The 19812-nt window shown below is 70.7% G+C and carries 16 protein-coding genes; 7 read left to right on the top strand and 9 right to left on the bottom strand.

The window, feature by feature from the left end:
* Positions 1-13: 13 nt before the first annotated feature.
* A complete protein-coding gene (locus RR1_RS10910; protein WP_010840247.1) occupies positions 14-430 on the top strand; it encodes a MarR family winged helix-turn-helix transcriptional regulator in 417 nt (138 codons plus the stop codon).
* Here the strand turns inward: RR1_RS10910 and purB are convergent.
* The 4 genes from purB to RR1_RS10890 all read right to left on the bottom strand — a co-directional run bounded on the left by purB (position 427) and on the right by RR1_RS10890 (position 4730).
* On the bottom strand, positions 427-1866 hold the full coding sequence (purB, locus tag RR1_RS10905; RefSeq protein ID WP_010840248.1) for an adenylosuccinate lyase: 1440 nt from the start codon (positions 1864-1866) through the stop codon (positions 427-429). The two genes, RR1_RS10910 and purB, sit on opposite strands and share 4 nt — an antisense overlap.
* A gap of 52 nt (positions 1867-1918) precedes the next feature.
* Entirely contained in the window at positions 1919-2578 is a 660-nt protein-coding gene (locus RR1_RS10900; protein ID WP_010840249.1) for a TetR/AcrR family transcriptional regulator, read from the bottom strand.
* A gap of 74 nt (positions 2579-2652) precedes the next feature.
* Positions 2653-3810, bottom strand: coding sequence for an aminotransferase class I/II-fold pyridoxal phosphate-dependent enzyme (locus RR1_RS10895; protein ID WP_040775451.1), 1158 nt, complete (start codon positions 3808-3810; stop codon positions 2653-2655).
* Positions 3765-4730 carry a LysR family transcriptional regulator gene (locus RR1_RS10890; protein ID WP_010840251.1) on the bottom strand — a complete coding sequence of 322 codons (966 nt, stop codon included), beginning with the start codon at positions 4728-4730 and terminating at the stop codon, positions 3765-3767. Before RR1_RS10890 ends, RR1_RS10895 begins: the two co-directional genes overlap by 46 nt.
* A gap of 106 nt (positions 4731-4836) precedes the next feature.
* On the opposite strand from RR1_RS10890, the gene RR1_RS22630 reads away from it, so the two are divergent.
* From RR1_RS22630 to RR1_RS10860, 6 genes are all read left to right on the top strand, one after another.
* On the top strand, positions 4837-6216 hold the full coding sequence (locus RR1_RS22630) for an MFS transporter (protein WP_040775510.1): 1380 nt from the start codon (positions 4837-4839) through the stop codon (positions 6214-6216).
* Entirely contained in the window at positions 6213-6950 is a 738-nt protein-coding gene (locus RR1_RS22625; RefSeq protein ID WP_010840253.1) for a 3-hydroxybutyrate dehydrogenase, read from the top strand. Before RR1_RS22630 ends, RR1_RS22625 begins: the two co-directional genes overlap by 4 nt.
* A 145-nt stretch (positions 6951-7095) precedes the next feature.
* The gene (locus RR1_RS10875) at positions 7096-7944 is read left to right on the top strand and encodes an ABC transporter permease (protein WP_010840254.1); all 849 of its coding nucleotides are present in this window, start codon (positions 7096-7098) and stop codon (positions 7942-7944) included.
* Between the two features lie 13 nt (positions 7945-7957).
* Complete coding sequence (locus RR1_RS10870) at positions 7958-8689, top strand: ABC transporter ATP-binding protein (RefSeq protein WP_040775513.1); 732 nt, start codon at positions 7958-7960, stop codon at positions 8687-8689.
* Positions 8690-8731: 42 nt separating this feature from the next.
* Positions 8732-9784 carry an ABC transporter substrate-binding protein gene (locus RR1_RS10865; RefSeq protein WP_010840256.1) on the top strand — a complete coding sequence of 351 codons (1053 nt, stop codon included), beginning with the start codon at positions 8732-8734 and terminating at the stop codon, positions 9782-9784.
* A gap of 28 nt (positions 9785-9812) precedes the next feature.
* Complete coding sequence (locus RR1_RS10860; protein ID WP_010840257.1) at positions 9813-10946, top strand: LLM class flavin-dependent oxidoreductase; 1134 nt, start codon at positions 9813-9815, stop codon at positions 10944-10946.
* Positions 10947-10953: 7 nt separating this feature from the next.
* On the opposite strand, the gene purD is transcribed toward RR1_RS10860, so the two are convergent.
* The 5 genes from purD to RR1_RS10835 form a co-directional block, all read right to left on the bottom strand.
* The gene (purD, locus tag RR1_RS10855) at positions 10954-12213 is read right to left on the bottom strand and encodes a phosphoribosylamine--glycine ligase (RefSeq protein ID WP_010840258.1); all 1260 of its coding nucleotides are present in this window, start codon (positions 12211-12213) and stop codon (positions 10954-10956) included.
* 42 nt (positions 12214-12255) lie between these two features.
* Positions 12256-13569 (bottom strand): MCE family protein, encoded by a 1314-nt coding sequence (locus RR1_RS10850; RefSeq protein WP_040775519.1) that lies wholly within the window; start codon positions 13567-13569, stop codon positions 12256-12258.
* A gap of 138 nt (positions 13570-13707) precedes the next feature.
* Positions 13708-15819 (bottom strand): ArnT family glycosyltransferase, encoded by a 2112-nt coding sequence (locus tag RR1_RS10845; RefSeq protein WP_010840260.1) that lies wholly within the window; start codon positions 15817-15819, stop codon positions 13708-13710.
* Entirely contained in the window at positions 15816-17108 is a 1293-nt protein-coding gene (locus RR1_RS10840; RefSeq protein WP_010840261.1) for a bifunctional glycosyltransferase family 2/GtrA family protein, read from the bottom strand. The genes RR1_RS10845 and RR1_RS10840 overlap by 4 nt, the downstream gene beginning before the upstream one ends.
* A 64-nt stretch (positions 17109-17172) precedes the next feature.
* Entirely contained in the window at positions 17173-19791 is a 2619-nt protein-coding gene (locus tag RR1_RS10835; RefSeq protein ID WP_010840262.1) for a cation-translocating P-type ATPase, read from the bottom strand.
* Between the last annotated feature and the right edge of the window lie 21 nt (positions 19792-19812).

Raw genomic sequence — 19812 nt, 5'->3', positions numbered from 1 at the left:
TAAGCTCAGCATCATGCGTGACGACTCCCTCCGCGATCTCGTGATCGAGACGGCGCACTCACTGCGCAGGCGCTGGTTCCGCACGCTCGAGCCGTGGCAGCTCTCGCCGCACGAGTTCCGGGCACTGCGCGTGATCGAACGCGAGGAACGTCCCCGGCTCGGCGAGATCGCCCGTGAGCTGCGGATCGCGCCGCGGTCGGCGACGGAGGTCGTCGATCGCCTCGACGAACGCGGCCTCACCGAACGCGTCCCCGACGAGCAGGACCGCCGCGCGACGTGCGTCCGCACGACCGAGGAGGGCCGGCGCGTGCTCGCCGAGTTGCGCGACGCCCGCGATGCCGACGCCGACGAGTTCTTCGCGACCCTGACCCCCGGTGAGCGGGCGGAGTTGCGCCGCCTCCTGCAGAAGGTGGGCGGCTCCGCCGTCTAGAGGATCGGCGACGGGGCGTACTTCGCTGCCTCGGGGTTGGCGTCGACGAGCCGCTCCACGGCCGCGACGACCTCCGCGACCTGCGCCTCGGCGGCACCGCTGAACGCGGACTTGTCGGCGAGCAGCACGTCGAGCTCGTCGCGACCGAGCGGCAGTCGCGGATCGTCGGCGAGCCGATCGAGCAGATCCGGCTCGCGGCCCTCCTCACGCATCGCGAGCGCCACGGCGACGGCGTTCTCCTTGATCGCCTCGTGCGCCGTCTCGCGTCCGACGCCTGCTCGCACCGCGGCCATGAGGACCTTCGTCGTCGCGAGGAACGGCAGGTAGCGCTGCAGTTCGTTCTCGATCACCGCCGGGTACGCACCGAACTCGGCGAGGACCGTCAGGAACGTCTCCATGAGGCCGTCGATCGCGAAGAACGAGTCGGGCAGCGCGACGCGGCGGACGACCGAGCAGAACACGTCGCCCTCGTTCCACTGTGCACCCGCGAGCTCGGCCGCCATCGACGCGTAGCCGCGCAGCACCACCTGCAGGCCGTTGACGCGCTCGCACGAGCGGGTGTTCATCTTGTGCGGCATCGCCGACGACCCGACCTGCCCCGGCTGGAAGCCCTCGGTGACGAGTTCGTGCCCGGCCATGAGGCGGATCGTGTGCGCGAACGACGACGGGCCCGCGGCGACCTGCACGAGCGCCGACACGACGTCGTGGTCGAGCGAGCGCGGGTAGATCTGGCCGACGCTCGTGAGCACCGACGAGAACCCGAGGTGCGCCGCGATGGACTGCTCGAGGCGCGTGAGCTTCTCGTCGTCGCCGCCGAGCAGGTCGAGCATGTCCTGTGCCGTCCCCATCGGCCCCTTGATGCCGCGGAGCGGGTACCGGTCGATGAGCTCGCGCAACCGGGTCAGCGCGACGAGCAGTTCGTCGGCGGCCGACGCGAACCGCTTGCCGAGGGTCGTGGCCTGCGCCGCGACGTTGTGCGAGCGGCCGGCCATGACGATGCTGCCGTACTGGGCGGCGCGCTCGGCGAGCCGCGCGGCGATCGCGACGCCGTGATCGTGGACGTGGACGAGCGACTGCCGGATCTGGAGCTGTTCGACGTTCTCCGTGAGGTCACGGCTCGTCATGCCCTTGTGGATCTGCTCGTGGCCGGCGAGCGCGTTGAACTCCTCGATGCGCGCCTTCACGTCGTGACGGGTGACGCGCTCGCGTTGCGCGATCGACGCGAGATCGACGTTCTCGATCACCCGCTCGTAGTCCTCGATCGCACCGTCCGGCACGTCGATGCCCAGCTCGAGCTGGGCGCGCAGCACGGCGAGCCACAGCCTCCGCTCGAGAATCACCTTGGTGCGCGGCGACCACAGTTCGACGAGCTCGGGGCTCGCGTAACGGGATGCCAGGACGTCGGGAATCGCACTACCTGCGGAATCGGCGCTCACGTTCGTCCAGTCTAGTGTGCGACGCGATGCCCGATCCGGGCGGTAAGGCCCGTCATTCCGCGGCGCGGGAATCCACGATGTGGATGTCGGTGGACTCGGCGGTGGCGGACGCGAGCGGGGCCATGATCCCGATGACGTCGAGCAGCAGCGAACGGGTCTCCTCGCGCACGTTGACGTCGCGCCGCCCGAGTGCCCAGATCATCGCGCCGTCGACGATCTCGAGCAGCTTGCGCAGCCGCGCGTCGGGGTCGCGGCCGAGCCGGTCGAGGGCGTCCGCGACGACGTCGGCGAGCTGTTCGCGGAGATCGATCTGCACGCCGCGCAGTTGCTCGCGCCGCGCCGCCGCGACGATCCACTCGTACCGGACGACGAGCCGCTCGCGTTCGTTCTCCTCGGGTTCGTCGTGCGGCCCGACCAGCAGGTCCACCAGGACGTCGACGGTCTCGGCGTCGTCGCCGGGACGGTGATCGAGCCGGCGGACGTGGGCGCGCATCGTGTCGAGTTCGCGCGTCGCGATCCGTTCGACGGCCGCGGCGATGAGTTCGTCGAGCGACTCGAAGTAGTACGTCGTCGACGCGAGCGGCAGGTCCGCGCGCGAGGCGACGGCGCGGTGCCGCACGGCGTCGAAGCCACCTTCCGCGAGCAGATCGGCGGCCGCGTCGACGAGTGATTGCCGACGCCGTTCGCCTTTGGGTGTTGCCGCGGTGGACACGACCTCATGGTGCCAGCCGGAGGCGGGCCTCATGGGAGAATGCGGACTAATCCCCCGCCGCCCGGACCCCGCGGCTAGCTGGACAGATACCCGCCGAGCCGCGACAGCGCGTCGGTGATGTCACCGGTCGCTCCCGCGAACGAGAGCCGCACCGTCCGGTTGCCGTACGCGGTGTCGAAGTCGACGCCCGGGGCGAGCGCGACCCCGGTGTCGGCGAGCAACTGCGTGCACCACGCCGTCGAGTCGTCGGTGAGATGGGCGATGTCGGCGTAGACGTAGAAGGCGCCGTCGGCGGGCGCGAGCCGGCCGAGGCCGATCGCCGGCAGCCCGTCCAGCAGCAGCGAACGGTTCGCGGCGTACCGCTGGACGTGCGAGTCGAGTTCGGCGCGCGCCTCGCGGGTGAACGCGGCGACGGCGGCGTGCTGCGCGAGCGCCGGCGGGCACACCGTGAGGTTCGACGCGAGCCGCTGTAGCGGGCGGCGCAGATGTTCGGGCACGAGCATCCAGCCCAGCCGCCAGCCCGTCATCGAGAAGTACTTCGACACCGATCCGACGACGACGCTGCTGCGCGAGGTCTCCCACGCGCAGCTCGTCGCGTACTCGCCGAAGCCGATGCCGTGGTAGATCTCGTCGGAGACCAGCAGGGCGTCGTTGTCGTCGCACCAGCGCGCGATCGCGGCGAGCTCGTCGGCGTCGATCACCGTTCCCGTCGGGTTCGCGGGGCTCGCGACGACGACGCCCACCGGGCGCTCGGGCATCGAGTCGAGCATCGCGACGGTCGGCTGATAGCGGGTCTCGGGGCCGCAGTCGAGTTCGGCGACACGGCAGCCCAGCGCTTCGAGAGTGTTCCGGTAGGCGGGATATCCGGGTCGCGCGACGGCGACGACGTCGCCCGGATCGAACGCTGCGAGGAACAGCAGCGAGAACGCGCCCGACGAGCCCGTGGTGACGACGACGTCCTCGGCGTCGACCTCGATCCCCGACTCACGGGCGTGATGCGCCGCGATCGCCTCGCGTAGTGCGAGGATCCCGAAAGTCTCGGTGTACCCGAGCAATTCGTTGTCGATCGCGTGGCGAGCGGCCGCGAGGACGGCGGCGGGCGCGGGAGTGGACGGCTGGCCGGCGGCGAGCGAGAGGACGTCGCCGTGCGTCCGCTGCCGCTGGGCGGCGGCCTTCCACATGTCCATCACATGGAACGGCTCGATCGCCGAGCGTCGTGATTCGGTGTGCACTCGTCGACGGTAGCGCGTCCCAGCAGCGCATCGCGGTTCGCGTGGGCGACGGCGCGGATCGCGTCGACGACGACGGCCACCTCGGGACGCCGGAACGATTCGGTGCGGGCGACGAGCCAATAGGTCAGCGTCGCGCCGATTCCCGGAAGGACGCGCACGAGATCGGCGTGGCGATCCGCCATGAACGCCGGCAGCAACCCGACGCCCGCGTGCGCACGTGTCGCTTCGACGTGGACGAAGACGTTGGTGGAGGTGACCGATTCGCTCATCTGCGGCGCGAGCGTGCGCGCGAGATCGAGATCGTCGACCTGCAGCATCGAGTCGACGAAATACACGATCGGATGCTGCGCGAGTTCGCCGCGAGTCCGCGGAACGCCGTGCTCGCGAAGGTAGGTGTGCGACGCGTACAGCCCGAGCGTGTAGTCGGCGAGCCGCATCGCCTCGGCGCGGTGCACGTGCGGTTCCCCGACGACGACCTCGATGTCGAGGCCCGACCGGTGCTGCGAGGCGAGCCGCGTCGCCGTCACGATCTCGACGGTGATCGCGGGGTGGCGGCGCCGCACCGCGACAGCGGCCGGCGCGGCGAGGTACGCGCTGAAGCCGTCGGTCGCCGACATGCGCACCACTCCCCCGAGCGACGAGGTTCCGCTCGCCGCCGCGACGAGTCCGCCGAGCGCGTCCTCGACCCCCTCGGCGGCGGTGAACGCACGACGGCCGAGTTCCGTGAGTTCCCACCCCGCCGAGCCGCGCGCGAGAACGCGTCCGCCGAGCGCCTTCTCGAGACTCTCGATGCGCCGAGCGACGGTCGTGTGGTTGAGCCCTAGGTCGTCGGCTGCCGCGGTGTAGCGCCCGGTGCGCCCGACCGCGAGCAGCACGAGCAGGTCGTCGGGGTTCGGTGCCGTCGCGGCGTCGGAACGCATCTGTGCATATTCGCAGATCTGTGGCGCAGAACACATCATTGTGTGCACGCCCGGCCCACTCCGATACTTCGACGCAGTGGTCTACATCACACACCGAGGAGTGGTCATGGCACGTGCGACTGCGCAATCCACCACCGACGGCCCGACCGGACTACGCCGCGTCGTCGCGGCGTCGATGGCCGGCACCGTCGTCGAGTGGTACGAGTTCTTTCTCTACGGCACCGCGGCGACGCTGGTGTTCAGCAAGGTCTTCTTCCCCGCCGGCGGAAACGAACTCGACGCGATCCTCGCGGCCTTCGTGACGTACGCCGTCGGCTTCGTCGCCCGCCCGCTCGGCGGAATCGTGTTCGGGCACTTCGGCGACAAGTTCGGACGCAAGAAACTGCTGCAGTTCAGCCTGCTGCTCGTCGGCGTCGCGACCTTCCTCATGGGCTGCCTGCCCACGTTCGGGCAGATCGGGTACCGGGCACCCGCACTGCTCGTGACGCTGCGCTTCGTCCAGGGGTTCGCGGTCGGCGGCGAATGGGGCGGCGCCGTCCTGCTCGTCGCCGAGCACAGCCCGAACCGCTCGCGCGGGTTCTGGGCGTCCTGGCCGCAGGCAGGTGTCCCGGCCGGAAACCTGCTCGCCACAGTGGTTCTCCTGATTCTCACCACGAGCCTCTCCGACGACGCCTTCCTGTCGTGGGGCTGGCGCGTCGCGTTCTGGCTCTCGGCGCTGATCGTGCTCGTCGGCTACTACATCCGCACCAAGGTGACCGACGCACCGATCTTCGTCCGCGCCCAGCAGGAGGCCGCCGAGCTGCGGCAGTCGTCGTTCTCCGCCGTCGAGGTGCTGCGCCGCTACCCGCGCGGCGTGTTCACCGCGATGGGGCTCCGCTTCGCGGAGAACGTCATGTACTACCTCGTCGTCACGTTCTCCATCACGTATCTCAAGGTCGTCGTGGGCGCAGACACCGCGCACATCCTGTGGTGGATGCTCGCCGCGCACGCCGTGCACATCGTCGTGATCCCGATCGCGGGACGGCTCTCCGACACGCTGGGCCGCCGCCCCGTCTACTTCCTCGGCGCGCTCACCGCCGCGACGTGGGGCTTCTTCGCGTTCCCCATGATGGACACCGGAGACAACCTGCTCATCATCGCCGCCGTCGTCATCGGCCTCGTGTTCCACGCGTTCATGTACGCCGGGCAGCCCGCGATCATGGCCGAGATGTTCCCGACGCGGATGCGGTATTCCGGTGTGTCCCTGGGCTATCAGGTGACATCGATCGTCGCGGGCTCGCTCGCACCGATCATCGCGACCTCGCTGCTCGGGCGGTTCGACTCGTCGCTGCCCATCGCGATCTACCTCGCGGGCGCCTCGGTGATCACGCTCGTCGCCGTCTGGTTCGCGCGCGAGACGTCGGGCGCCTCGCTCGAAGCACTCGACGAAGCCGACGCCCGCGCGACCGGCGAGGCCCCCGTGCGCACGAGCGGCGTCCCCGCGTGAGCGGCACGACGGCGCTCGTCACGGGCGGCGGCAGCGGGATCGGCGCCGCGTGCGCGCGCACCCTCGCGAGCCGCGGGCTCGAGGTCACGGTCGCCGACGTGGACGAGCTCGCGGCGAAGGAGGTCGCGACCGAGATCGGCGGTCACGCATGGCATGTCGATCTCCTCGACACCGCAGCACTCGAAGACCTGACGCTCGACGTCGACGTCCTCGTGAACAACGCCGGCATCCAGACCGTCTCTCCCATCGAGACGTTCGCGCCGGACGACTTCCGTCGCATCCACCGGCTCATGCTCGAGGCGCCGTTCCTGCTCGTGCGCGCGGCGCTGCCCGCGATGTACGAGCGGGGATTCGGGCGGATCGTCAACGTGTCCTCGGTGCACGGGCTGCGCGCCTCGCCCTACAAGTCGGCGTACGTCAGCGCCAAGCACGGACTCGAAGGGCTCTCCAAGACGACGGCGCTCGAGGGCGCGCCGCACGGCGTCACGAGCAACTGCGTCGATCCCGGTTACGTGCACACCCCGCTCGTGGACCGGCAGATCGCGGAGCAGGCTCGCGTGCACGGCATCCCGGAGTCGGACGTGATCGAACGCATCATGCTCACCGAGAGCGCGATCAAACGGCTCGTCCGGCCTGACGAGGTCGCCTCGCTCGTCGCGTGGCTGTGCTCGGACGACGCCGCGATGGTCACCGGCGCGTCGTACGCGATGGACGGCGGCTGGACGGCGCGCTGATCCGATGCGCGGCGGGAGAAAAGATCACGGCGATTCGAAGTATCGGCGCGGCGCGGCCCGTGCGGGAGCGTAGGACGGCACGGAGCGGGATTCGCTCCGTGCCGACTCCGTCGTCCCACGCCCGCACATCGTCGAGAGGTACCCGATGGTCACGTCCACGCCCGTCACCGCGCCCGCGGCCCCGGTGCGCGCGCCGGTCGCCGGACGGGCACCTGCCCGTGCATCCGGGTGGCAGCGCCACCGATGGACGATTCTGCGTGTCCTGTCGCCGCTCGCGCTGCTCGGACTCTGGCAGCTCGGGAGCTTCCTCGGGTTGATCCCCGAACGCATCCTGCCCGCACCGACCCTCATCGCCGATGCAGGACTCGAACTGGTCGGCAACGGCCAGCTCGCCGATGCGCTGCTCGTGTCCGGAACCCGCGTCGTACAGGGGCTTCTCATCGGTGGCGCGATCGGCATAGCGCTCGGAGCACTCGTCGGGCTCTCCCGGTTCGCCGAGGCGACCGTCGACCCGCCGCTGCAGATGCTGCGTGCACTCCCCCACCTCGGCCTGATTCCGCTGTTCATCCTGTGGTTCGGGATCGGTGAGACGCCGAAGATCCTGCTCGTCGCGCTCGGCGTCGCCTTCCCGCTGTACCTCAACACGTTCTCGGGTATCCGGCAGATCGACCGGAAGTACTTCGAGACGGCCCGTGTCCTCGGCTTCACGTGGTGGCAGCGCTTCCGGACCATCATCCTGCCGAGCACGGCCCCTCAGGTCCTCGTCGGGCTGCGGCAGTCGCTCGCGATCGCCTGGCTCTCGCTCATCGTGGCCGAGCAGATCAACTCCGACGCCGGAATCGGCTTCATCATCAACAACGCTCGCGACTTCCTGCGCGTCGACACCATCATCTTCGGCCTCGTCGTCTACGCACTGATGGGCATCGCCACCGACGGCATCGTCCGGCTCCTCGAAGCCCGGGCCCTCCGCTACCGCACCGACGCGCGTGCCTGACGGAAAGCGGATCATGACAACCCTCGACACCACTGCCACCGTCGGCCGCCTGCGCGGCGTCGACAAGTGGTACGGCTCCCATCACGTACTCCGCGATATCGACCTCGCGATCGGCGCAGGCGAGATCGTCTCTCTCGTCGGGCGTTCCGGTTCGGGCAAGTCGACAATTCTGCGTGTTCTCGCGGGCTTGTCGGACGATCACTCGGGCGAGAGTTCCGTCGCCGGGTCACCTGCCGTCGCGTTCCAGGAGCCGCGACTGTTTCCGTGGCGCAGCGTCCGAGACAACGTCGCCTACGGGCTCAACATCGAGGGAGTGCGCCGACGCGCTGCGCTCGCAGCAGCGGACCGCACCCTCGACGAGGTGGGCCTCGTCGACAAGAAGGACGCGTGGCCGGGCACGCTGTCCGGGGGCCAGGCGCAGCGGGCCTCGCTCGCGCGGGCGCTCGTCGCCGAGCCTCGACTGCTCCTGCTCGACGAGCCGTTCGGCGCACTCGACGCCCTCACCCGCCTCAGCATGCACGCGCTACTGCTCTCCCTCTGGCGCGAGCACGGTTTCGGCATCCTCCTCGTGACGCACGACGTCGACGAGGCCGTCGCCCTCGCCGACCGCGTGATCGTCCTCGAGGACGGTGCCGTGGCCGACGAGGTGGAAGTCGATCTGCCACGTCCCCGCGACCGCAGCGCCCTCGGCTTCGCCAGAGCCCGCGCCCGGCTACTCGACGCGCTGGGCGTCCGCGAGCACTGAAACCTACTCTCACCGAGCACCACTCACCTCGAAGGAACCACCATGCGTCCGACCCTCCGATCCCCACGCCTGCGCAGAGTCGCCGGAGTCGCGGCGTGCGCCACCGTCGCCGCTGCGATGCTGGCCGGCTGCGTGTCGCGCGGCGCCGACGCCGGGCCCGACGAGGCGCCGGACGCCGTTCCGGTCGCCGAACTCACCGACGTCACGCTGAACATCGGGGATCAGAAGGGCGGCACCGAATCTCTGCTGCGTGCCGCCGGCGAGCTGGACGACACGCCGTACGCGGTCGCATTCTCGACGTTCACGTCGGGCCCACCACAAGTCGAGGCCGCTACCGCGGGCCAGATCGATTTCGCTGTCACCGGCAACACTCCACCCGTGTTCGGCGCTGCCGCGAACGCGAGGATCAAGGTCGTCACGGCATACTCGAACACCGCGACGGGCGACCAGGTGCTCGTCCCCGCCGACTCGCCCCTGACGTCCGTCGCGGACCTGCGCGGCAAGAAGATCGCAGTGGGCAAGGGAAGCTCGGCCCACGGCCACATCCTGCTGCAACTGGAAGCGAACGGCCTCACGCCGGAGGACGTCGAACTCGTCTTCCTGCAGCCGGCGGACGCACTCACCGCATTCCAGGGTGGGCAGGTGGACGCCTGGGCGATCTGGGACCCGTACACCGCGATCGCCCAGACCGACTCGGGCGCACGAACTCTCGTCACCGCTGAAGGAGTGGCCAACGGATACGGCTTCGGTATCGCGGCCGACACGGCACTGGCCGACGCACGCAAGAACTCCGCGCTCGAGGACTTCGCCGTCCGGCTCGCGCGGGCATCGCAGTGGGCGCAGCAGAACCCGCAGGAATGGGCGGCGGAGTACTCGGCCGCGGTCGGGATCGACCCGGTGGCCGGCGAACTCGCCCAGGGTCGCAGCCTGCGTCCCGCGATCTCGCTGGACGACGACGTGATCGCGTCGCAGCAACAGCTCTACGACGTGTTCGTCGAGTCGGGCCAGATCCAGGACGGACAACCGTTCGCGGACTTCGTCGATCCCCGCTACGAGGGCGCACTCACCGAGTACACCTCCGTGGCAGCCAACTGACGACTCGCACGACTCACGAGGAGACATCATGACCGCCAGGATCTTCTGGTTCCTGCCCACCTCGGGTGACAGCCGCTCGATCGTCGGTGCATCGCACGCGTCGTCGCACCACACCCGGCCGGACGGCTATCGGCCGCCGAGTCTGCGCTACCTCTCGGAGGTGGCGCAGGCCGCGGACCGCCTCGGCTTCGAGGGAGTGCTGACGCCCACCGGAACGTGGTGCGAGGACGCCTGGCTCGCGTCCGCGGCGCTGCTGTCGCAGACCGAGCGGCTGAAGTTCCTCGTCGCCTTCCGTCCCGGCCTCACTCCCCCGACCCTCGCGGCCCAGCAGGCCGCGACCCTGCAACGGTTCTCGGGTGGACGCGTGCTGCTCAACGTCGTCACCGGCGGTGACGACTCGGAACAGCGCCGCTTCGGGGACTGGGCGAATCACGATCGCCGGTACGCGCGCACCGACGAGTTCCTCACGATCGTGCGGCGCATCTGGACCGAGGAGTCGGTGGACTTCGAGGGCGAGTTCTATCGCGTCGCCGACGCACGTGTCTCCGAGGCGCCGGACCCGTTGCCCGAGTTCTACTTCGGTGGGTCGTCGGCTCCCGCGCTCGGCGTGGCCGCACGGCACGTGCAGACCTACCTCACGTGGGGCGAGCCCCCGCAGGACGCCGCGGCGAAAATCGAGCGGGTCCGCGCCCTCGCTCACGCCGAAGGGCGGACACTGCGGTTCGGCATCCGGTTGCACACGATCAGCCGGGACACGTCGGAGGAGGCGTGGGCGGTGGCGAACCGGTTGCTCGCCGCGCTCTCACCGGAACAGATCGCCCGCGCACACCGGCTGCACGCGAGTTCCGATTCCGAGGGGCAACGGCGCATGGCCGCGCTCCACGGCGGACGGACCGACTCGCTCGAGATCCACCCGAACCTGTGGGCGGGCGTCGGCCTGGTGCGCGGCGGCGCCGGCACCGCACTCGTGGGCAGCCACGAGGAGGTCGCGAACCTCGTCGCCGAGTATCACGATGCCGGATTCGACGAGTTCGTCCTGTCGGGATACCCACACCTCGAGGAGGCGTACCACTTCGCGGAGGGGGTCCGCCCGATCCTCGACCGACGCGGGGTCACCAGCCCCGACCCGAGCACCGCGGGCCTCGTCGGCGCCCCGGCCTGATCGGCGATCAGGCTCCCGGGATCGTGATGCGGCCCTCGACCGCGGCGAGGCCGATGTCGGTGCGGTAGTGCCCGCCCGGGAGCTTGATTCCGTCCAGCCGCGCGTAGGCCTCGTCGCGCGCCGCCGTGAGGTCTCGTCCGGTCCCGACGATCGCGAGCACGCGGCCGCCCGCGGAAACCGTCTTGCCGTCCGTGATCGTGGTGCCCGCGTGGAGGATTCCCTCGCCGTCGGCGCCCGTGATCACGTCGCCCGTGCGCGGGGCGGCCGGGTAGTTCTCGGCCGCGAGAACGACGGTGACCGCCGAGCCGTCGCGCCACCGCGGGGGCTCGGCGTCCGCGAGCGTGCCGGTCGCCGCGGCGTTCAGCAGCTCGCCGAGCGGGCTGTCGAGCAGCGCCAGGACGGCCTGCGTCTCGGGATCGCCGAAGCGGCAGTTGAACTCGACGACGGCGGGGCCGTCGGTGCCGATCGCGAGGCCGGCGTAGAGCAGCCCCTGGAACGGCGAGCCGCGCCGGACCATCTCGGCGGCAACGGGTTTCACGACACTCTCGACGATGTCGGTGACGACGGACTCGGGCAGCCACGGCAGCGGCGTGTACGCGCCCATCCCGCCGGTGTTCGGTCCCGTGTCGCCGTCGCCGACCCGCTTGTGATCCTGCGCCGGGATCAGCGGCACGACGGTCTCGCCGTCGACGACGCAGAACAGCGACACCTCCGGCCCGTCGAGGAATGATTCGAGCAGCACCGGGTGGCCGCTCTCGAGCAGGCCCGCCGCGTGAGCACGCGCGGCGACGCGGTCCGCCGTGACGACGACGCCCTTGCCCGCCGCGAGCCCGTCGTCCTTGACGACCCAGGTCGGGCCGAAGCGGTCGAGGGCAGCGTCGAGGTGAGCGGGGTTGTCCACGATCTCGCTGTGCGCGGTCCGCACGCCCGCCTCGGCCATGACGTCCTTCGCGAACGCCTTCGACCCCTCGATACGGGCGGCGTCGGCGGACGGCCCGAAGCACGCGACACCCGCGGCCCGCACGGCGTCGGCGACGCCCAGCACCAGTGGGACCTCTGGCCCGATGATCACGAGGTCGGCCTCGGTCCGCTGCGCGAGCGCGGCGACGGCCTCTCCCGACGCGACGTCGACGGGATGCTGTTCGGCGATCTTCGCGGTCCCCGCGTTACCGGGAGCGCAGATCAGACCGGTCACACCGGGATCGCGTCGCAACGCGAGGAGCAGGGCATGTTCACGGGCACCGGAGCCGATGACGAGTACGCGCACGCACTCAGCCTAGAGGTCGGCCGTCTCGGCCGGTCACGTGCGTCAGCGAACCTCGACGGTCGCACCCCGGAACGCCGCGGCGCCCACGCCCGCGGTCCAGCCCGGGACGGCGTCGGCGTCGAGCCCGGTCGCCTCGGAGTAGATCGCGGTGAGCGTCGCCCGCTCCGCCGCCGAGCCCGCGTATCCGGGCACGACGTCGGGGACTCCCTCGGGTGCGGGCAGGATCGTCATGGCGGCCGAACCGGGATTGCGTGACGGCGGCGCGTACGACCCGTCGTTGTGTGGCGTCCCCGGATACTGCGGGAACGGCTCCCCCGCGTCCCGGTAGTCCTCGCGGCAGTTCGGGCCGCGATCGTCGAGCATGCGCGGCTCGTCCTGATTCGGCAGGTAGCGGCCACGGGGATTGGTGAGCTGGACCGTAGCGCGGATGCCGGGATACGGGTCGTCGGCGCCCATGATCTCGCGCGCTTCCGGAGCGGTGCGCGCGAACCCCGCGAGCACGCAGCCGAACTCCGGCGAGTAGCGCCCGAGGATCTGCAGCGCCTCGCGAGAGTCGGCGGCGAACGCGATGACGGAGTCGGCGTTCGCGGTGAGCAGATCGGCGGTGTCCGTCGCGGCGAGGTGCCCGGTCCGCCACAGTGCGTCGAGGGTCGTGCGCTTCTCGACGAGTGTCGACCCCACCGAACGGAGGTTGTCGAGCGCCGAGACGAGGTCGGGGACGGAATCCGAGTAGGTCTCGGCGAAATCGCCGAGACCGTGGGTCGCGGCCTCGATGTTCGGCAGTTCGGCACCGAGCGCGCTCACCGTCTCGGTGAGCCGATCGAGCGTGTGGCCCAGTTCGGTGCCGCGGCCGCTCAAACCCTGCGCGAGCGCGCCGAGCGTCGCCGAGAGATCGTCGGGCGGCACGGCCTGCAGGAGCGGCAGCAGGTCGTCCAGGACGGCGGTGATCTCGACGGCGTCACCACTCGAGTCCTGCCGCACAACGGCGCCGTCGCCCAGCATCCCGTACGGCAGATCGGGATCGACGAGCGCGACGTACCGCTCGCCGAAGAGCGTCTTGGGCAGCAGCCGCGCCGTCACGTTCGCCGGAATCCGCGCGGCGTGGGCGGGATCGAGATCGAGGTCCACGGTGACGGCATCACCGTCCGCAGCGGTTCTGGCGACCCGCCCGACGGTGACGCCGCGGAGCTTGACGTCGGCCTGCTGCGGCAGGGCGTTGCCCGCCGAGTCGGTCACGAGGCGGACGGCCACGACATCGACGAACGTCCGGTCGTAGATCGCGACACACGTCGCGACGAACAACCCGATCACGACGAAGAAGGCCACCCCCAGCATTCGCCGGCGACCCACCGACATCCCGTCGTACTCGCCGACGGACGGTGAATCAGCCACGGAGACTCCACAATTCGAGAAAGTATGTTCGTTGCGGAGACTACGTGTGACGCTACGTCACGGGAAGCCACTCGTGACGAGCGCAACAGTCGGCGCTCGGCGTCATGCCGCGGACGGCGCCGTGAGGTCGTACACCTGCGTGCCGCCGATCGTCGTGGCCGTGAAGGTGTCCTTGACCCACTGGGCGATCGCGCTCCCGGTACCCCCACCGCCGGGTCCGCCTCCCATGCCACCTGCGAGGAAGTAGTGGATCTCGCCGTCGGTCACGTACTGCTGGAACTCCTCGAGCGTCGGCGACGGGTCGCTGCCGTTGAATCCGCCGATCGGCATCACCGGTCGCTGCGTCGCGAGCTGATATCCCGAGGCGCTGTTGGAACCCACGGTCGCCGCGACCCAGGTGTAGTCGTCGGCGTCGGCGAGAAGCAGTGACGTGAGTTCCTCGCTCGGCTCGCTGCCCCGAAGCAGACCACCGCCGGGCATGCCACCGCCGGGCATGCCGCCGCCGGGCATGCCGCCGTCCTGCGCGCCGCCGTCCGGTGCTCCCCCACCGGGAAAGCCGCCGTCCTGCGCGCCGCCGCCGGGAAAGCCCATGCCGGCTCCCCGACCGTCCGGGCCTCCCTGGCCACCCGGGCCGGCCATGCCACCGGGGCCGCCCATCCCACCAGGGCCACCCATCCCACCGGGGCCACCGCCTGCCACCGCCGGGCCGGCGGACACGATCGACCCCTCGTGCGGGATCGCGATGGTGTTCACGGCGTAGGCCGTCGGCCCGGCGAGACCGGTGAACAACGCCGCCGCGATCGTCACAGCCGCGAGGCGTCCCGATGTCACAGCCGCGAGGCGTCCCGACGTCACGGGGGGTACGAGCACGCCGATCGTGGCGAGCACCCCCGCCACGACGACCGTCACGCGGAGCCACGGCACGAACTCCGGCGAGCGGCCGAGCAGGATCCACGCCATGACAGCGGTGAGCGCGACGGCGGCTGCCAGCGCGATCCGCACCCACGTGCGCTCGCGGTGACGCCAGGCCGTGACGGCGCCCGCGCCGACCAGTGCCGCGATCGCCGGCGCCAGCGCCACCGTGTAGTACGCGTGGAAGATCCCCGCCATGAAGCTGAACGTGAGGCCGGTGACGAGGAGCCACAAGCCCCAGACGATCACGGTCGCTCGGCGGACGTCGGTGCGCGGTGCGCGGCGCAGCAGGACGAGAGCGACGCCGCCGAGCAGCAGCGCCGCGGGGATCAGCCAGGCGATCTGACCACCCTGTTCGCCGTCGAACATCCGGCCGATGCCGGTGCTCCCCCACATTCCGCCGCCCGGTCCGCCGCCGGGCATCCCCGCTCCGCCAGCGTCACCGGCGCCGCCCGGCACGACGCTGCCGGTCTCGTTTCCGCTGAGTCTGCCGAATCCGTTGTAGCCCAGCGTCAATTCGAGGATCGAGTTGTTCTGGGAGCCACCGATCCACGGCCGCGAGTCCGCGGGCCACAACTCGACGATCGCGATCCACCAACCCGCCGAGACGATCACCGCTCCGAGCGCGGCGAAACACTGTGCGAGCCGTTTCCCGAAGGCCGGTGGGCCCGCGAGCAGATAGGTCAGCGCGAGCGGCGGAACGACGAGCATCACCTGCAACTGCTTGGTGAGGAAGCCGAAACCGACGAAGACGCCCGTGAGTACGAGCCATCGGGTACGGCCGTCCTCGACACCGCGCAACAGCGCCCAGACGGCGCCGATCATGAGCAGCACCAGCAGCGCGTCGGGGTTGTCGAAGCGGAACATCAGGACCGCGACGGGCGTGAGTGCGAGGACGAGGCCGGCGAGCAATCCCGCCGTGACACCGAATCGCCGCCGCACCACGAAGTAGAGCAACGCCACCGATCCGACACCCATGAGGACCTGCGGCACGAGCAGGGCCCACGAGTTCAGCCCGAACAGCCGCACCGAGAGCCCCATCACCCAGAGCGACGCCGGCGGTTTGTCCACGGTGATCGAGTTCGCGGCGTCGGACGAACCGAAGAAGAAGGCGGTCCACGACTGCGAACCCGCTTGTACCGCAGCCGCATAGAACGAGTTTCCCCATCCCGACGCGCTCAGATTCACGAGATAGGCCACCGCCGTCCCCACGAGCAGGGCGCCGAGTGCCCAGACCTCGCGGGGGCGCGATCGCGGTGCGCTCGCCGGGCTCGCCACGGCGGTGTCGAGTGTGGTGGTCACAGCGCGCTCCCCTCGGTGGTGGAGTCCGTTCCGGCGGGCGGATCGACACGATCGCGGACCCGGAACACCCATCGCAGTGCGACGAATCGGGTGATCGTGGCGACGAGGTTCGCGGTGACCAGCACGGCGAGTTCGAGGCCCCGTGAGGCATCCGGCACCGCGCGGTGCAGGACGGCGAGCGAGCCGCTCGTGAGCACCAGGCCGACCGCGAAGACGCCGAGCCCCTGCAGGTGGTGACGCGCGGCGCCGGCGCGGCCGCGTACCCCGAAGGTGAAGGCGCGGTTGGCGGCGGTGTTGAGGATCGCGGTGACGAGCAGTGCGAGCGCGTTGGCGGCCTGCGCCCCGGTCAGCGGATGCAGCAGCAGGTAGACAAGGGCGTACGCGATCGTGGAGGCGATACCGACGACGCCGAAACGCACCATCTGTCCGAGCGTTCCCTTCGGTTCGCCCGCTGCCGGGACGTCGCGTCCCGCGGCGGCGGTGATGCTGCGCAGCGGAACGCGTCCGGTCGCGAGTGCGCGTCCCACCCGCCAGACGCCGCGGAGGTCCTCGACCGCGGTGGCGACGATGTCGACTCGGCTGTCCGGATCGTCGATCCAGTCGACCGGAACCTCGTGGATCCGCAGTCCGGCGCGCTCGGCGAGGACGAGCAGTTCGGTGTCGAAGAACCAGCCACCGTCCTGCACGAGCGGAAGCAACTCGTGCGCGACCTCGGAGCGCACGGCCTTGAACCCGCACTGTGCGTCGCTGAACCGTGCCCGCAGGGTGGTTCGCAGGATGAGGTTGTAGCTGCGGGAGACGAATTCCCGCTTCGGGCCACGGACGACGCGGGCCGATCGCGCGAGCCGGGACCCGATCGCGATGTCGGAGTGTCCGGACAGCAGCGGCGCGACCAGCGGCATGAAGCCGTCGAGCTTCGTCGACAGGTCGACGTCCATGTAGGCGACGACGTCGGCGTCCGACGTCGACCACACCGCCTTCAGCGCACGGCCACGGCCCTTCTCGTCGAGATGGACGACGCGGACTCCCGGCACCTCCTCCGCGAGTCGGTGCGCGACGGCGAGCGTCGCGTCGGTGCTCGCGTTGTCGGCGATCGTGATGTGCGCCGAGTACGGGACCTCGGTCGCCAGATGGTCGTGCAGGCTACGGATGCATCGTTCGAGCGACGCCTCCTCGTTGTACACCGGCACGACGACGTCGAGCGCGGTGGTCCGGCGCGGTCGGGCATGGGCTGGGCCCGGTCGGCGCAGTCCGGTGGGGACGGAGCCGGGGAGGGATTCGGTGGTCATGCTGCCAGCGTCGGATCCCGAGGTGGACCGGCCCTGGAATCGGGCTGGGAGATTGCTGTGAGGCTCAGCGCGTCCCGGCGGCGTACTCGTGCTCGGCCCTCGCTCGGCGCCGCGCCTTGTATGCCGCGTCGACCAGAATCACCGCGGGAACCGCGAACACCGCGAACAGCCAGCCCTCCCAACTCGGCCACCGGCCACCGAACAGGTCCGCGAGCCACGGCACCCCCAGGATCACCGTGAGGAAGACGCATTCGACGGCGATCGCGGCGAGCAGTGGCCGGTTGCCGGTCAGCGCCGTCCGCCACACCGGATCCTCCTCGCTCCGGCACGCGAACGCGTTGGCCATCTGACCGAGCACGATCACGGCGAACGCACTGCCCGACGCGGTCGCGAGCACCACCGGATCGGCGCTCTCCCCCCAGCGCCAGCCACCGAGCAGCAGCACGACGACGAACGCCACCATCGACACCGCCGCCTCGGTGGGCCCGAGGACGAGCAGCGCACGCCGCAGCAGGCGGCCGTCGACGATGGCGCGAAGCCGGCTGCGGCCGCGCATCGTTCGCTTGTCCGGCGGTTCGTCCCCCAGTGCGAGCGCCGGCAGCATGTCGGTGCCGATGTCGAGCGCGAGAACCTGCAGCACGCCGAGGGCGAGCGGAAGCGACCCGGCCGACAGCGCCCACGCCACGAACGGCACCAGTTCGGCGACGTTGTCGGTGAGGTGATAGGTGAGGAAGCGACGGATGTTGGCGAAGGTCGACCGGCCCAGTTCGATCGCGTCGACGATCGTGGCGAAGTGGTCGTCGAGGAGAACGAGATCGGCCGCCGATCGTGCGACGTCGCTGCCCGACTTTCCCATCGCCACACCGACATCGGCCTCACGCAGGGCTGCGGCGTCGTTCACCCCGTCACCCGTCATCGCGACGACGTGGCCGTGCGAGCGCATCGCACGGGCGATCCGCAGCTTGTCGGCGGGCTGGACCCGGCCGATGACGGCGCCGTCGGGCGAGTCGAGCAGATTCGCCAGTGCTGCATCGTCTTTCGGGAGATCCGACGAGTCGACCACGACTCCCTTGTCGCCGAGCAGCCCGATCTTGCGGGCCACCGCCTCGCCCGTCCTGGTGCTGTCGCCGGTCACCATCGCGATGCGGATGTCGGCGTCGCGGCACACCTCGATCGCTTCGGCCACGCCCTCGCGCGGCGGGTCGGCGACGGCGAGCAGTGCCAGCAGTTCCATGTCGCCGGACACGGTGTCCTGCAGTGTCTGCGTGCTCGGGTCGGCCGTCAGGGGGCGGCGCGCGACGGCCATCACGCGCTGGCCCTGGCTCGCGAGCGTATCGAGCTCCGCGTGGCTGCCGTCGAGCCCGCGCGTGCACCGCGCCAGCACGGCTTCGGGCGCGCCCAGCAGATAGCCCACACCGTCGACCGCCGCAGCGCTGCTCATCGTCTTCCGGGTGAAGGGCAACCGCGCGTCGACCGAGGGATTGCCGACTCCCGCCCGCCACGCGAGCGCGTCGAGAGCGGCGTCGAGCGGATCGCCCTCCGCGATCCAGCTGTCGCCGTGGTGCACGGCACGGCCGACGACGCAGGCGGCGGCGCCCGTCGCGGCGGCCGCGAGTACCGACACCGCGTCCGGGTCCCCGTGCACCGTTCCGGCGTGGTCGTAGCCGTCGCCCTCGACGGTCACGGGGCCCGCCGTCGTCCACGCCTGCGACACCGCCATCTGGTTACGTGTCAGCGTTCCGGTCTTGTCCGTGCAGACGAAGGTCGTGGCGCCCAGCGTCTCCACCGCTTCGAGCCGGCGGACGAGAGCGTGACGGCTCGCCATGCGCTGCGCGCCGTGCGCGAGCGAGAGCGTCACCGTGGGCAGCAGCCCCTCCGGGACGAGCGCCACGGTGACACCGATGCCGAACACGAGCGCCTGGGTCACCGACGTTCCGAGCAGCAGTGCCACCGCGGCCAGCCCGACGCCGATGCACAGCGCCAGGACCGCGATCGAGCGGACCAACCGGTGCAGCTGCACCGTGAGCGGGCTCTGCGGCCGCGAGGCGTGCTCGGTCAGCGACGCGATGTTCGCGAACGAGGTGTGGGACCCGGTCGCCGAGACGACGCCGACCGCGTCGCCCTCCACGGCATAGGTCCCCGAGTGCACCGTGTCGCCGCGACCGGGATGCTCGGGCACGCTCTCGCCGGTGAGGACCGACGCGTCGATTCCCAGCCCGTCCACGTCGGCGAGGGTCAGATCCGCTCCGATGCGATCTCCCGCCGACAGCAGCACGACGTCGCCGGGGACGAGTTCGGCGGCGTCGACGGTGGTCACCGCGCCGTCGCGCCGCACCCGGGCAGTCGCCGGCATCAGTGAGCGCAGCTTCTGCGCCGCCTGATCGGCGCGGTACTCCTGGAGAAACGCGAAAACGCCGTTGAGCACCACGATGACCGCGATCGCGGCCGCGAGGACCGGCATCCGCGCGAGCAGCGCGAGGAGCGCCGCGACCCACAGCATGCCCGCGAACAGGTGCGTCATCTGCGCGAGCAACAGCCGCCACGGCGGCTTCGGCGTCGACTGCGGCAGTTCGTTGCGCCCGTCGCGCTCCAGTCGGCGGCGGGCCTCGTCCGTCGAGAGCCCACGGCCGATGTCCGGCCGGTCGGTGCCCGGCCGGTTCGCGCTGTTGCGCGGCTGGTTCACATCTCCACAGTCGACGATGGT

Source organism: Rhodococcus rhodnii NBRC 100604 (assembly GCF_001894925.1).
GTDB classification, from domain to species: Bacteria; Actinomycetota; Actinomycetes; order Mycobacteriales; family Mycobacteriaceae; genus Rhodococcus_F; species Rhodococcus_F rhodnii.
The sequence above is the reverse complement of the archived record's forward strand: the minus strand, read 5'-3'. Positions and strand labels throughout refer to the sequence as shown.